Consider the following 14,726-nt stretch of genomic DNA (forward strand, 5'->3'; position numbering starts at 1 on the left):
CAACCCATCACTGGACTTCTCTATTCAGGAGATAACGGAATATCATGCCAACATTTGTTTATATGACTCGTTGCGATGGCTGCGGACATTGTGTCGACATATGTCCTTCCGACATTATGCACATCGATAAAACTTATCGTCGTGCCTATAACATCGAGCCCAATATGTGCTGGGAGTGTTATGCCTGCGTAAAGGCCTGTCCGCAAAACGCGATTGACGTGCGTGGTTATGCCGATTTTGCCCCACTCGGCCACAGCGTGCGAGTACTCCGGGAAGAACCCAAGGCCACAATTTCCTGGAAGATCAAGTTTCGCGACGGCCGCGAAAAGAATTTCGTCTCACCGATTCGCACCACGGAATGGGGCTCGATCCCGTCACCGGCTGAACTCCCAGTACCTAGTGCTGAAGACTTTCATTCACAAGAACTGGCCCACGAACCGGATGCGCTTAATGTCGCTAACGGATTGCCAGCGTTGAGATCCGATCAACTCAAGCAGGGGCTGATCTGATGGGATTGTTTGGTGGAAGCAAGACGGTTTTTGTCGATTCAGATGTTCTCGTCGTCGGCGGCGGCATGGCAGGCTGCGGCGCTACTTACGAAACCAGGTACTGGGGTCGGGACCTGAAGATTGTCTGCGTCGAAAAGGCGAACATCGAACGCAGCGGTGCGGTTGCGCAGGGTTTGTATGCGATCAACTGTTACATGGGTATGCAGTGGGATGAGAACCAACCCGAAGACCACGTCCGCTATGCCCGCAACGACCTCATGGGTCTCGTGCGCGAAGACCTGGGTTACGACATTGCCCGCCACGTCGACTCTACCGTGCACATGTTCGAGGAGTGGGGCCTCCCGATCATGAAGGACCCTGAAACCGGACACTATTTGCGCGAAGGCAAATGGCAGATCATGATTCACGGCGAAAGCTACAAGCCGATCGTCGCCGAGGCTGCTCGCAAGGCCGCTTCAGAGGTTTACAACCGTGTCATGGTAACCCACCTGCTGATGGACGAGACGAAGCCCAACCGGGTTGCCGGGGCTGTTGGCTTTAACGTCCGCACAGGGGATTTCTGCGTCTTCCGTGCCAAAGCCGTAATCGTTTGCGCTGGCGGCGCGTCACACATCTATAAGCCCCGCTCAGTGGGAGAAGGCATGGGACGGACGTGGTATGCACCGTGGAGCAGTGCTTCAGCCTACGCATTGCCGATTCTCGTCGGCGCTAAGATGACGCAGATGGAGAACCGGATTGTACTGACCCGATTCAAGGACGGTTACGGTCCGGTCGGCGCCTACTTTCTGCACCTCAAGACGTACACCGAGAATGCCTACGGAGACGAATACGAATCCAAGTGGTATGACCATACGAAGGAACTAGTCGGGGATTACATCGATCGCCACCCGGTGCCGACCTGCCTGCGCAACCACGCATTTCTCGAAGAGATCAAGGCCGGTCGTGGCCCCATCCGCATGGTAACCAAGGAGGCTTTCCAGGATCCGCATAAGGAGCAAGTTGGCTGGGAGAACTTCTTGGGTATGACGATTGGGCAGGCAGTTGTCTGGGCTTCGCAGAACATCGATCCCAAGGAGATCAATCCCGAACTGACCACGTCCGAGCCCTATGTCATGGGATCCCATGCGACCTGTTCGGGCGCCTGGGCGAGTGGCCCTTCAGATTACGCACCGTCCGATTACCAGTGGGGGTACAACCGGATGATGACCGTCGAAGGGTTGTTTGGCGCTGGCGACACCATCGGTGGCACCGCGCACAAGTTCTCGTCGGGATCCTTTGCCGAAGGTCGGATCGCCGCAAAGGCGGCTGTCAATTACGTGAACGACATGAAGAATGAAAAGTTTCAGGTCAGTGAAAAACAATACCAAGATCTGAAGAAGGTAATCTTCCAACCCCTGGAGAATTATCAGATTGGTCGGAATGAGATTGTCGCTGGAACCGTTTCACCGAGCTATATCCTGCCTCTCCATGGTCTTCAACGTCTCGAGAAGATCATGGATGAGTATTGCGGCGGTATCAGTGCCCACTACATGACGAACGAACCGTTGCTCACCCGTGGACTGGAGTTGCTGGATATGCTGAAAGAAGACCTCGACCATCTCGCGGCGGAAGATCTTCACCAACTGATGCGGGCCTGGGAGCTGCAGCACCGGGTTCTGGCATCTGAATCAGTGACCCACCACACAATGTTCCGCACCGAAACCCGTTGGCCGGGGTATTACTATCGGGCCGATCATATGAAACTAAATGATACCGATTGGCATTGCTTCACCTTATCCCAGTACGACCAAGAATCCGGGGAGTGGACTATGGAGAAAGCCCCTGTGTATCACATCGTTGATTGAACGGGAGCCATCTTTCAAAACAGTTCTCTACGATGACGTGACTGTTGCGATCCGATCGGGCGCACCAACGCCGAGAGTTTCGCGCAGGCGCGACCTCAGAAAACACGCCGATACAGGTAATCCTGATGTCGCAGTGGTGAAATGAAGGTTCTGCTGCTCGGTGATACCCATGGCTGGGTCGATGACTCAATCGTAGAACTGGCAGCCGGCATGGAACTGGTCGTTCACACGGGTGACATCGGCAGTGCCTCGGTGCTGGCAGCGCTCAAATCCAGGTGTGGGAATGTGCTGGCGGTGGCTGGCAACAACGATGTTCCTAAGAAGTGGTCAGTTGATGAGCATCACGTTTTGTCCGGACTGCCGGAAAGCCTGCAGATCGAATTACCAGGCGGTGTTCTTGCCATCGAACACGGTCACCGTATCTGGGACAGCGCCAATTACCATAGCCGGCTGCGCAACAAGTATCCTGATACCCGAGCGATTGCTTACGGTCATAGCCACATCAGACGAATAGATACAACGAATCAGCCGTGGGTAATGAATCCTGGTGCCGCGGGACGAGTCAGAACCAAAGGAGGCGCATCATGCCTTGTGCTGACTGTTAAACCTGACCGATGGAGCGTCCGGGAATTCGTCGCGGCATAAACGCAATTGAATTGACCCAGGCAATGCCGTAAATCGTCGGTGAAATACCACTACTTTATTTGTGACGTGTTTACCGAACAGCGGTTCGGAGGAAATCAGCTGGCTGTGTTGCCGGATGCCGAGACACTATCGGAATGGCAGATGCAGCAGATTGCGCGGGAGTTCAATTTTTCAGAGACTGCATTTGTGTTGCCCGCTGAAACTGGCCACACACGAAAGGTGCGAATTTTTACCCCCACAACAGAAATCCCCTTCGCCGGCCACCCCAATATTGGGACTGCATTTGTTCTGGCCGAAACTGGAGCGCTTGGTAAAGAGATTCCCGGTGCCGTCTTTTTTGAAGAGGAGGCAGGTCTTGTGTCGATCGAGATTCAGGCCAATCTAGGCGCTCCAACCTCGTTTGAGCTCAAGGCACCACAGGTCCTGACACTGCAAGCATTCCCAGCGATCGGGTCAGTGGCTAAAGCTTTGTCCTTACGCGAAAACGAAATCGTTTTGACCACACATTCTCCAACGGTCGCATCGGTGGGGCTTCCTTTTCTTTTTGTGGAAGTGGCGGACTTGTCCGTCCTAGCCCAGGTACGCATTGATATGGCTGGGTTCGACCGTCTTCTTGTTGAAGGTGCAGTGCCTTATGTACATGTTTATACACCCAAGTCAGGTGGCACTGATATTCAGGCCCGCGTATTTGCTCCTCTTGACGGTGTTGCTGAGGATCCGGCAACTGGTAGTGCAAACTGTGCACTGGCAGCTCTTTTGTCGCATTGTCGATCGGAGCGTGACGGTGAATTCAGCTGGAGCGTATTTCAAGGAGTAGAACTGGGTCGGCTGAGTGTTCTACGGATTCGTGCACGGAAAGAAAACGGTTGTGTTGTTGCCAGCTGGGTTGGCGGTACTTGTGTGATGGTCAGTGAGGGCTGGATCGATGTTGGTTGTAGCTGACAAAACTGAGTCAGGACTGTTCACCGCCAAGAAATAACCAGGTTTCAATGACGCTATCAGGGTTTAAAGACACGGTGTCGATGCCCTGTTCCATCAGCCAGCGTGCCAGATCAGGGTGGTCAGATGGGCCTTGGCCACAGATCCCAACGTACTTACCCTGTTTTTGACAAGCCGAAATCGCTAGTTGCAGTAGCGTTTTGACAGCTGCATCGCGCTCATCGAACAGATGAGCAATGTCAGCCGAGTCGCGGTCCAGCCCCAAAGTGAGTTGGGTCATGTCATTCGAACCAATCGAAAAACCGTCAAAATGCTGTAGAAACGATTCTGCGAGGAGTGCATTTGATGGCAGTTCGCACATCATAATAATCTGAAGATCATTCTGACCGCGGTTCAGACCATTTTCTGCCAGCAAGGCAATCACCTGTTCTGCCTCCACCACCGTGCGCACGAATGGCACCATGATCCACAGGTTTGTTAGCCCCATCTCCTCACGAACATATTTGAGGGCACGGCATTCTAGTTCAAAGCACTCGCGAAACCTCGCGTCTAGATATCGAGATGCGCCTCTCAGACCGAGCATTGGGTTCTCCTCACGGGGTTCAAAGGTACTACCGCCGATGAGATTTGCGTATTCATTGGATTTGAAGTCGGACAACCGAACGATCACGGGATGTGGGGAAAAGGCGGCTGTAATCGTAGAGATGCCCTCGGCAAGCTTGCGTACAAAAAAGTCTACGGGGTCAGCATAACCGGCTGACGCGGCCTTGATCTGATCCCTGACGTCCTGAGATACCTGGTCACTGTGGAGCAGGGCCTTGGGATGAATGCCAATGGTATTGTTGATGATAAACTCTAAACGCGCCAGACCCACACCTGCATTCGGCAGTTTCTGAAAATCAAAAGCCCGGTCGGGATTGCCGATATTCATGGTGATTTTGAAGGGCAGTTCGGGCATATCGCCGAGGTGGACAGTCTCGATCTCGAATTTCAGTTCTCCCTGATAAACATAGCCTGTATCCCCTTGGGCACAGCTGACAGTGGCAGTGCTGACTTTAGAGAGTTGTCGTGTGGCATCTCCGCAGCCGACAACGGCTGGAATACCGAGCTCCCGGGCGATGATGGCCGCGTGGCAGGTACGGCCGCCCCGGTTGGTGACAATTGCTGCTGCTCGTTTCATGACCGGCTCCCAGTCTGGATCGGTCATATCAGTCACCAGAATGTCACCCGTTTTTACTGCATCTAGTTCACTGATGGATGTCACAACCCGGACAGTGCCGCTGCCAATTTTCTGGCCAATGCTGCGACCTTCAGACAGCACTGGAGCGGTCTCTTTAAGATGATATCGCTCCAGTGACTGTTGTGTTACACGGCTTTTTACCGTTTCCGGCCGTGCCTGGAGGATCCACAGCTCGTGCGTTTCGCCATCGAGACCCCACTCAATGTCCATAGGGCGACCGTAGTGCTGTTCTATTCGAATCGCCTGGTGTGCCAGTTCTTCGACCTGCTCATCAGACAGGGAAAAGCGCTGTCGCTCGGTTGCTGTTGTTTCAATTACACGTGTGGTCTCGGATGCAGAGTCGTCCGCATAGATCATCTTGCTGGCTTTGCTGCCGATTTTCCGGCGAAGGATAGCTGGTCGCTGGGCAAGCAAAGTGGGTTTGTGTACGTAGAACTCATCTGGGTTCACGGCGCCCTGCACTATGGTTTCACCAAGCCCCCATGAGGCCGTGATAAACACGACATCGTCATAACCAGATTCGGTATCAAGAGTAAACATCACACCACTTGATCCAAGATCACTGCGAACCATCTGTTGTATGCCAACTGATAGAGCCACTTCACTATGGTCGTAGCCCTGGTGGACCCGATAAGCAATCGCCCGATCGTTGAAAAGCGATGCAAATACTTCGCGGACAGCTGGCAGCACGTGTGTTATGCCTCGAACGTTGAGAAAAGTCTCCTGCTGGCCAGCAAAAGATGCGTCGGGCAGGTCCTCAGCGGTTGCAGAAGACCGCACGGCGACAGGGGTGTCAGCTGAAGTCCCTAATTTCCGGTAGGCGGCTTCAATCGCATCTTCCAGATCACCTGGCAGTGGTGCGTTTGTAAGCCACTCTCTGATTGTGGCACCCACCTCGGCCAGCTGTTTCACATTGCTGACGTCCAGTTGAGCCAGGGCTGTTTCAATTTGATCCTTCAGTCCGGAGGTCGCCAGATGATTGTGGTATGCATGGGCAGTGGTCGCAAATCCCCCCGGGACTTGAATCCCGGCAGAAGACAAGCTGGAAATCATCTCGCCCAATGATGCGTTTTTGCCGCCAACGCGGCTCACATCATCCAGGCTTATCTGGTCGAGCCAGGCAATGTATTCTTTCACTTGCGCACCATTTGTTAGACAATATTATGTGGCCAGTCCGCTTCAATGTTGTTCAGCAGCTGGCTGGAGCAGAACCAGTAACTTGTCGGCCAGGGTCTATTCTGCTCGACAGACCCGTTGCGAGGCTAGACCGAATTGCCCGAAAGAACCGTATTTGTTGTGTCCGACCGGACCGGGATCACCGCAGAGATCCTGAGTCACAGCTTATTGACCCAGTTCCCAGACGTGATATTTCACACAAGAGCCCTGCCATTTGTGGACACTCCTGAAAAGGTGGTAGACGCGGTTCGCGAGATTAACGAAGTGGCTGACAATGACACGGCGAGACCCCTGATCTTTGCCACTTTTATCAGTCCACAGTTGTTTGAAGGTATTCGGCGTGCCCGCGGCTTTTTCGTTGATTTATTTGGAACTTTTCTTAAGCCGTTAGAGAAGGAATTGCAGTTGGAGTCGAGCCATGAAATCGGCCACAGTCATGGTGTGGTCAACCGGGATCGCTACACCTCTCGTATCCGTGCCGTCCATTATGCGATGGACTGTGACGATGGTGTCAGTATCGACGACTATAACAAGGCGGATCTCATCATTTTGGGCGTATCGAGAACCGGTAAAACCCCAGTCTGTTTGTATCTGGCGATTCAATTCGGTCTATTTTGCGCCAATTACCCACTGACTGAAGAAGATTTTAGCGATGGTGTGTTGCCGGCTATTCTGCGGCCGTTTCGAGGCCGTTTGTTTGGACTCACCATCGATTCAGACCGCCTTTGCCAGATTCGTTCGGAGCGCAGACCGAATAGCCGTTATTCATCTCGGCAACAGTGTGAATATGAGCTGGCGCAGGGCCAGGCAGTATTTCGGCACCAAGCTATTCCGTTTGCAGATACGACCCAGATGTCGATAGAAGAAATAGGCACGACGATTCTTCAGAAGATGCAGATACGACGGGAACTGCGCGGCTGAGGCTTGTCTCAACGGTGCGCTGAAAAGATGGGAAATCCCCCGGGTCGCGTTTGCCAGTCTTGGTTGTCCCAAGGCCCTGGTTGATTCTGAGCGGATTCTGACCCAGCTGCATGCTGAGGGTTATGCCCTTTCAGACAGTTATTCAGATGCGAGCATAGTGGTGGTCAATACTTGCGGCTTTATCGAGGCTGCCGTTGAAGAATCCCTGGAGGCGATAACCCAAGCACTAGACGAAAACGGGAGAGTCATTGTCACTGGATGCCTGGCAACCGGGAATCAGAACATCCTGCGGCGTTTCCCCGGGTTGGTTGCTGTAACCGGAGATGGTTCTGTCGAGGCCACAAGGTCCTGAAGGATTTTCGGGGAAAGCGCTGGCTAGAACCACCAGCGGAGGCCCCGATGGCTCGATGTTCGCTATAATTCGCGCTTTTTCACGCCCTTGCTGGCTTGAGTCATGGATGAACACGTAAACCAAGTTAATCGTCGGCGGACTTTCGCCATCATCTCGCATCCCGATGCGGGGAAGACGACCCTGACGGAGAAATTTCTTCACTACGGTGGCGCTATTCAGGCTGCGGGTACGGTGCGAGCCCGTAAGACAGGACGCTATGCGACTTCAGACTGGATGAAGATGGAAAAGGAAAGAGGGATATCCGTAACGTCTTCAGTCATGCAGTTTGAGTATCGTGAACATGTCATCAATCTGTTAGACACGCCAGGGCATGCCGATTTCTCGGAGGATACCTATCGGACTTTGACGGCGGTGGATTCCGCACTGATGGTAATTGATGCAGCAAAGGGCGTAGAAAACAGAACCATCAAGCTTATGGAGGTGTGCAGGCTGCGTGACACACCGATCATGACATTCATCAACAAGCTCGATCGGGAAGGTCGGGATCCGGTAGAACTGCTGGACGAGGTAGAGTCGGTGTTGGGAATTCGGTGCGCACCCATGACATGGCCAGTGGGGACCGGTCGCCATTTTTGTGGGGTCTACCGACTTTACGATGACAGCATTCACCTATTTGAAAGAAAATCAGGAAATTCAGTAGCCGGTGAAAGAACAATCTGCGGAATTTCAAATCATGATCTGGACGACGCGATTGGTGCAGATGCTGATCGCCTGCGGGAGGAGATCGAATTGCTGACTGGAGCCAGCAACACTTTCGATCTCCAGGCTTATCTGCAGGCGCGGTTAACGCCTGTTTTTTTTGGTTCAGCACTTGCCGGTGAAGGTACTGACGAGTTGATTGACTGTTTTGTAGACTACGCGCCCTGCCCGGGAGTTCGGGATGCCGGTTCTCGAGAAGTCGACAGCAGTGAGCAGGTATTCACCGGGTTTGTCTTCAAGATTCAGGCTAACATGGATCCATCACATCATGATCGGGTAGCATTTCTGCGCATCAATTCCGGTGTTTATCGGCCGGGTATCAAGCTTCATCAAGTCCGGGCAAACCGGACCACGCCGATTCACAGGGCCATCACTTTTCTGGCTTCAAAGCGTGAGTCGGCGGAGTCGGCGTACGCAGGCGACATCATCGGCTTGCACAACCACGGTACTATCCAGATCGGTGACACGTTTACCGAGGGGGAGACTCTGAAGTTTTCCGGTGTGCCCAATTTTGCCCCTGAGCTTTTTCGGCGGGTGCGGCTCGGTGACCCTTTGCGGGCAAAGGCGCTGCATAAAGGGTTGGACCAGTTGAGCGAAGAGGGTGCGACCCAGGTGTTCAGGCCGCTGGCGTCGAACGATGTGATCCTGGGCGCGATCGGAATCCTGCAGTTTGACGTGGTCGTACATCGCCTGCGACATGAATATGGTGTGGACTGCAGCTTTGAACCGGTGCAGGTGGTAACCGCCCGCTGGGTTGCCTGCGATAAAAAGTCTGATTTTGAAGCGTTTCAGAGAAAAGCTCGACAGAATCTGGCACTGGATGCGGGTGGAGATCTGGCCTATATCGCACCGAATCTGGCTAATTTACATCTGGCCATGGAGCGCTGGCCGGATGTTCAGTTCAGAAATACTAAGGAGTTATAGTAATATAATAACTTTATTAAATAATTATTTTATAAAAATAAACCACTATTAATCAATCTCCAATGATGTGTTCGCGACGGCTGGATGTCAGTCAGTCTTATAGGCTGTGCCGTTGATCAATCCCGCTGACGCTGGGCAATTGGGCAACTGGATACCCGTGCCGTTGCCAGGGTCTGGCGGATCTGGATTAGAAAACCTGAGCGCAATCAAAGTACCGACACAAATTTGAGTTACGACTCTTGCAGGTTGCGCGATACACTTCCCTGGTATAGATAAACCCCTGGAGAGCTTTAGATGAAATTTACCAAAGTGCTGATGCTGGCCTCAGTGATGATGGGTTCAGCTGCATGGACAGCAGGTGTTAGCGCTGACGGACAAGCAGTCTACAACAGTGGCTGTATGGCCTGTCATATGTCCGGTGCTGCCGGCGCACCTAAACTGGGCGACAAAGAAGCCTGGGTCGCCCGTATTGCGCAGGGCATTGAGGTGGTGTATGAGCATGCGATTCAGGGATTTCAAGGACAGACGGGTGTGATGCCTGCCAAGGGTGGTTTCGTTCATCTGAGTGACGATGACATCAAGGCGGCGGTCGACTACATGGTAAGTCAGTCTCAGTAAGGTACTGAGCTGATGTACATCAGCACCACAGTGACGGTTGATCAAGGAAGCCTTTAAGCGCGCGGTAGAGTAGCGTTGGATCGTTGCGCCCCGTGAGTTCGCGCACCGAGTGCATGGCCAGCTGCGGGGATCCGATATCTACTGTTGCGACGCCCAGTTCCGCCGCCGTTATTGGTCCAATAGTACTGCCACACGCCATATCGCTTCGCATGGCGATCTGTTGAACGGGTATATCAAGGGTTTGGCATAAATTACGAAACAGCGCTGCACTTTCACTGTTAGTCGCGTATCTCTGGTTAGCGTTGTATTTGATGACCGGACCACCGTTGAGGCAAGGCCGGTGCTGTGGGTCATGCTTGTCTTCGTAATTAGGATGCACCGCATGCGCATTATCAACGGAAAGCAACATGGACAAGTCCATGACTCTGTTCATCGTCTCTGAATTCCCACATAGACGTTCGAGTGTGGAACGCAGAAACGGGCCCTGGGCACCGCTGGCCGACAGGCTGCCAACCTCCTCGTGATCATTACAGACCATCACGGCGGTGGTTTCTCCAGAGGCGTCGATTATGCTTCGGCAAGCGGCATAACAACTCAAAAGGTTGTCCAGTCTTGAGGCGGCGATGAAGTCATCATTTAGCCCGATCACCGCAGGTGGTTGCACGTCGTAACAGTTGATTTCGTAATCCAGGACCTCGGCAACGGGTATGTTGGCGTGCTCATGCTGGATCTGGTCAAGAAGCAGTTGTCGAAAACTTCTGCTGTCGCCGTCACCTGAGCTCACCAGTAAAACCACTTCTTTTTGTGGATTGATGGTCCTGTTTTTATGTACATCTCGATTTAAATGAATGGCGAGACTCGGTACTGTCGCCACAGGGCGTCGAAAGTCGGTCAGCAGGCTGTTGATCTCTCCATTTTCCATACGGCAAGTGACTCTGCCGGCCAGGGACAGGTCTCGGTCAAACCAGGGTGAGAGCAGGACCCCACCGTAAATTTCTACACTCAGCTGCAAAAAGCCCTGACGGCTGATCTCGGGTGCGGGTTTGATCTTCAGACAAGGGCTGTCGGTGTGGGTGCCGATCAGCCTCAGTCCCCCATCAGTAGGATGAACAGGGCCCGTTCTGATCGCCACGATCGACGAGCCATTTCGAACAACAAAGTAACGTCCTCCGGGTTTAAGCGACCAGCTGCTGTCCTCTGCAAGTTGTTCAAACCCCTGAGCAGTCAACAGCTGCTTCAGTTGTTTCACTGCATGAAAAGGTGTGGGTGAGTCAGCTAGAAACTCTAGTAGCCCGTTATTGAATTCTGATTCATTCATAGCCTGGCGTTCTCTATATCAATTGTGTTCCCTTCGGGTAGCCATGTTTTGGGCCCGTGACGAGCCCCGAGTCTGGCAAAGTCGAAAAGACTCGTGTCGGCGAGCTGGCTGGGTGAGATGCTCGTGACGCTTCGGAATATGGTCGCTGACCGACCGGGGTGTTGGTGTTCCCAGTCAGCGAGCATTCGTTTGACAGTCTGGCGCTGGAGGTTCGGCTGTGATCCACAAAGATTGCACGGAATAATCGGAAACTTTTTCAGCTGGGCGTATTGTGCGATGTCTTTTTCACTGCAATAGGACAATGGGCGGATGACCACATTGTTTCCGTCGTCGCTCAACAGTTTTGGTGGCATTGCTTTGAGTCGACCACCAAAAAACATGTTGAGGAAAAGTGTTTCAACAATATCGTCTCGATGATGGCCTAAAGCGATTTTTGTCATCCCCTGGCTTTGTGCAAAGCTGTACAGTATTCCCCGGCGAAGTCGTGAACACAGGCCGCACATTGTTTTACCGTCGGGGACGATATTCTTGACGACACTGTAGGTATCCTGATCGATAATTCGGTAATCAACCCCCAGCCCCTGCAGGTAAACTTCGAGTAGTTCAGTTGGAAATCCAGGTTGATTCTGGTCAACATTGACAGCGGTTAACTGGAAGTCAATCGGTGCTCTGATTTTCAGTCGACACAGGATATCCAGCAGTGAGAAAGAATCCTTGCCACCGGAAATGCAGACCATGACGTGATCACCTTCTTCAATCATGTTGTAGTCCTGTATGGCTCTTCCAACGTTGCGACGAAGTCGTTTTTCAAGTTTTTGTGCTGTGTGGCTGAGCTGTAAAGTTGACATTGTCATTTTGTAACCGGATATATCCGTCAGGTGCGCTTTCCGAACCCACGATAGTGCGCTTTGTGTTAGGGTCGCGCAATGCGTTCTCCGAAAGGCGAATCATACACAGGGAACAGACTTCTTGCGGCTCGTTAAAGTAATCGGGTGGGTGGTTGTTTGTTTCTGTGGCCTCGTACTGTTCCTGGCGTCCATTATTCAGTGGGCTGACTGGAACCGCTATCGCGATGCTGTGGCACAACAGATAAGCGAAGCCATCGATCGACCAGTGTCCATTGACCAGGGTCTGTCGGCCCGTCTTTTCCCCTCAGTTCGGCTAGAGGTCAGAGGCTTGGTTGTGGGTAATCCTGCCGGTAATTATCAGGAACATTTTCTGACAGTAGAGAACGTCCGATTTGAACTGGATATGGGAGCTCTTGCAGGAGGACGACTGCTAATCCGCGAGATTTTGCTGGAGCGGCCAACCCTGCAGCTGGAAGTCGACCCCAACGGCAGTCCCAATTGGGAGCCTGATCGGGGACCGGTGGTGCCGGTTCTACCGCTTCCGGTCAGTCGTGTATCGGTGGTGGACGGCAGTCTCACTTACGGGTCTGGCGCTGAGGCAGACCCGTGGGAAATACGAGTCGATACGCTGGTCTATGTTTTGCCACGTGAGGGTCAAAATCAAAAGGGTCAGATCAGCGGGCAACTGAGCTATGCCGGAGACGCTATTGAGGTGAGTGGTGCACTGGGGTCTCTTAACGGGCTGGTTTCTGATCAGCTGGCGCCGGTCAATCTGACGTTCGTGGGCAACGGTGTAAGTGGCAGCGTCTCTGGCGCGGTCAACAATCTGCGAACAGCGTCTAACGCTGATCTGTATCTCGAGGTATCGACAGGACGCCTGGAAAGAAATCTGACTGATCTATTGCCCGGCTTGCCGTGGCAGAACGACGCGATTTTCAGTGGTACGGTGAATGCAACCGGTCACCTGGTCGGAAGCCCAGGACGGGATCTCCGGCTGGAATCGGTCCGGTTGTCCACGACAGCACAACCGTTGAACTTCACAGCGCAGGGTGATCTGGATCTAGTGCCGGCCAACGTCAGACGACACCGTTCAATAGGTGAGCTGCGTCTACAGATGAAGAATCAGAGCCTTCAGGAATTAGCGGCACTCATGAGCCTTGATGTGCTGACTGATGTCCGTGTCTCGGGTCAGGGCATATTGTCCGGGCAGCCGGGCGATTTCCACCTTGGCCAGATTATGCTTATTGGAGAGAGCCCGCGTCTGGGCATCCAGTTGACAGGTAATGTGAGTCATCTGGGCTTAGCCGACGGCCCCGATCTTGCACTCAATATAGAGGCGACCTCGGACAAGCTGACAGAACTGTTGAGGCAATTCAAACTTGAGGTGCCCTTAAGCGGCAGCGCTCAGGTGACGGGCGCTTTACACGGCAACTACAAAGGCTACCGGTTGAGTGATCTTTCTGCTTCTTTTGACACGACAGATCTGACACTCGAGGGCACAGGTCAGTTTGACCTGTTGCAAAACAGTTTCGAAGGCCAATTTGGGTTCACCGCAAGAACAGGAAGTGTTCGAAGCCTTGCAGACAGTCTGGGTAGACAGTTCCCCGTCGATGCAACCGCCCGCGCAAATGGAGTTCTCACCTGCGCCAATAGCAGCTGTGGCATAGAGATCGTGAATGTGGCGATCAACTCTCCACAACTGGAAGTCAGCGGCAGTGGGCGGGTTGACGGGTTGGACGAGCAGTTACAACTGGCACTGAATTTCGAAGGCCACACTGAAGACATTGCTGTGCTTGCCCAAGCCTGGGGAATACAATGGCCGATACCCCCCCAGCTGGGGGCCAGTGTCACGGGCTGGTTTGATTTTGACGGCAATGAGGCTCGACTGTCCGGACTGGTGGGTCAGATTTCCGGTGATGGGCTTAGCGGCCGGTTTACCGGTAGCCTGATCAATTTAATGCACACGCCGCGGCCGATGTGGGATCTTAATCTCGATGTGGCTGAACTGGGCCGGCTGATTGAACACTATGGCGGGCCGGGGGATTATCACGAACCCGCGCAGATTCAGTTACAGGTACGCCCCTCCAGTAAGCGAGCGTTGCCGCTGAGGGTACAGGGCGAGTTGCTGACTAAATCTCTGGCTGCTCAGTTCGCTGGTGAGTTTGAAACATTTGATGACAAGACCGGATTCAGCGCCAGTTTTGTGCTGACTGCGGAAGGTCCTCACGAATTGCGTCAGATCACAGGTGTTGGGTTGCCGCCCATGGGCCGGTTGCAGGTGACAGGCGAGTTTAGCCGTGCAACGGACACACACGAGTCAATTAAAGGATCAGTTAACCTTCAGTCCGAGAAACTCGGTCAGTTGACGGCAGAAGGGGTCTGGGGGGAGCAGTGGAAGATAGGTTCGCAGCTTGAGCTGAAGTTCGAGGTGGATCGTTTGTCCAAGGTGTCAGCTCTGCTTCCAGTTTCATTGCAGGGAGACATGCCGTTACAGGCGCAGGCGACCGTCAGAACGGATGGCGAGACTCTACTGGTGACAGAGCTTAAGATGACGGCAGACCGCAACGATATCAGTGGAGAAATATCCTATCCGTTGAATGAGACTGGCAATCATCGACGGAAAATTGCCGGGA

11 protein-coding genes and 1 pseudogene are annotated in these 14,726 nt (G+C 53.2%); 9 read left to right on the forward strand and 3 right to left on the reverse strand.

The features are described 5' to 3' along the window. Window positions 1–44: 44 nt before the first annotated feature. The 4 genes from aprB (at window position 45) to MK323_10420 (ending at window position 3,940) form a co-directional block, all read left to right on the forward strand. Window positions 45–509: an adenylyl-sulfate reductase subunit beta gene (gene aprB, locus MK323_10405; GenBank protein MCH2482569.1), complete on the forward strand. Its 465-nt coding sequence runs from the start codon at window positions 45–47 to the stop codon at window positions 507–509. After that, on the forward strand, window positions 509–2,353 hold the full coding sequence (gene aprA / locus MK323_10410) for an adenylyl-sulfate reductase subunit alpha (GenBank protein MCH2482570.1): 1,845 nt from the start codon (window positions 509–511) through the stop codon (window positions 2,351–2,353). Before aprB ends, aprA begins: the two co-directional genes overlap by 1 nt. A gap of 141 nt (window positions 2,354–2,494) precedes the next feature. Then, complete coding sequence (locus MK323_10415; GenBank protein MCH2482571.1) at window positions 2,495–2,998, forward strand: metallophosphatase family protein; 504 nt, start codon at window positions 2,495–2,497, stop codon at window positions 2,996–2,998. Window positions 2,999–3,037: 39 nt separating this feature from the next. Next, window positions 3,038–3,940 carry a PhzF family phenazine biosynthesis protein gene (locus tag MK323_10420; GenBank protein ID MCH2482572.1) on the forward strand — a complete coding sequence of 301 codons (903 nt, stop codon included), beginning with the start codon at window positions 3,038–3,040 and terminating at the stop codon, window positions 3,938–3,940. Between the two features lie 10 nt (window positions 3,941–3,950). Here the strand turns inward: MK323_10420 and ppsA are convergent, their stop codons facing one another. After that, window positions 3,951–6,314, reverse strand: coding sequence for a phosphoenolpyruvate synthase (gene ppsA, locus MK323_10425; GenBank protein MCH2482573.1), 2,364 nt, complete (start codon window positions 6,312–6,314; stop codon window positions 3,951–3,953). Between the two features lie 135 nt (window positions 6,315–6,449). Between ppsA and MK323_10430 the strand changes: the two genes are divergently transcribed. The 4 genes and pseudogenes from MK323_10430 to MK323_10445 all read left to right on the forward strand — a co-directional run bounded on the left by MK323_10430 (window position 6,450) and on the right by MK323_10445 (window position 9,927). Then, complete coding sequence (locus MK323_10430; GenBank protein MCH2482574.1) at window positions 6,450–7,274, forward strand: kinase/pyrophosphorylase; 825 nt, start codon at window positions 6,450–6,452, stop codon at window positions 7,272–7,274. A 19-nt stretch (window positions 7,275–7,293) separates the two neighbouring features. Next, window positions 7,294–7,614: pseudogene (gene rimO / locus MK323_10435) on the forward strand (30S ribosomal protein S12 methylthiotransferase RimO). Window positions 7,615–7,728: 114 nt separating this feature from the next. Then, window positions 7,729–9,309, forward strand: a complete 1,581-nt coding sequence (locus MK323_10440) for a peptide chain release factor 3 (GenBank protein MCH2482575.1) — start codon at window positions 7,729–7,731, stop codon at window positions 9,307–9,309. Window positions 9,310–9,603: 294 nt separating this feature from the next. Beyond that, window positions 9,604–9,927 (forward strand): c-type cytochrome, encoded by a 324-nt coding sequence (locus MK323_10445; protein MCH2482576.1) that lies wholly within the window; start codon window positions 9,604–9,606, stop codon window positions 9,925–9,927. Window positions 9,928–9,946: 19 nt separating this feature from the next. Here MK323_10445 and MK323_10450 read toward each other — a convergent pair whose 3' ends face one another. Next, window positions 9,947–11,245 carry a M18 family aminopeptidase gene (locus MK323_10450; protein MCH2482577.1) on the reverse strand — a complete coding sequence of 433 codons (1,299 nt, stop codon included), beginning with the start codon at window positions 11,243–11,245 and terminating at the stop codon, window positions 9,947–9,949. Further along, a complete protein-coding gene (ttcA, locus tag MK323_10455) occupies window positions 11,242–12,099 on the reverse strand; it encodes a tRNA 2-thiocytidine(32) synthetase TtcA (protein MCH2482578.1) in 858 nt (285 codons plus the stop codon). Before ttcA ends, MK323_10450 begins: the two co-directional genes overlap by 4 nt. Before the next feature lie 115 nt (window positions 12,100–12,214). On the opposite strand from ttcA, the gene MK323_10460 reads away from it, so the two are divergent. After that, on the forward strand, window positions 12,215–14,726 hold a 2,512-nt coding region (locus MK323_10460; protein MCH2482579.1), incomplete at its 3' end, for an AsmA family protein.

The organism is Gammaproteobacteria bacterium (genome assembly GCA_022450155.1).
In the GTDB taxonomy this organism is placed as follows: Bacteria; Pseudomonadota; Gammaproteobacteria; order Arenicellales; family UBA868; genus REDSEA-S09-B13.

Excerpts from the sequence above, each read along its gene's own strand:
- MK323_10445 (MCH2482576.1), top strand. The coding sequence starts at position 9,604 with ATGAAATTTACCAAAGTGCTGATGCTGGCCTCAGTGATGATGGGTTCA.
- ttcA (MCH2482578.1), bottom strand. The coding sequence starts at position 12,099 with ATGACAATGTCAACTTTACAGCTCAGCCACACAGCACAAAAACTTGAA.
- aprA (MCH2482570.1), top strand. The coding sequence starts at position 509 with ATGGGATTGTTTGGTGGAAGCAAGACGGTTTTTGTCGATTCAGATGTT.
- MK323_10415 (MCH2482571.1), top strand. The coding sequence starts at position 2,495 with ATGAAGGTTCTGCTGCTCGGTGATACCCATGGCTGGGTCGATGACTCA.
- aprB (MCH2482569.1), top strand. The coding sequence starts at position 45 with ATGCCAACATTTGTTTATATGACTCGTTGCGATGGCTGCGGACATTGT.
- MK323_10450 (MCH2482577.1), bottom strand. The coding sequence starts at position 11,245 with ATGAATGAATCAGAATTCAATAACGGGCTACTAGAGTTTCTAGCTGAC.
- MK323_10440 (MCH2482575.1), top strand. The coding sequence starts at position 7,729 with ATGGATGAACACGTAAACCAAGTTAATCGTCGGCGGACTTTCGCCATC.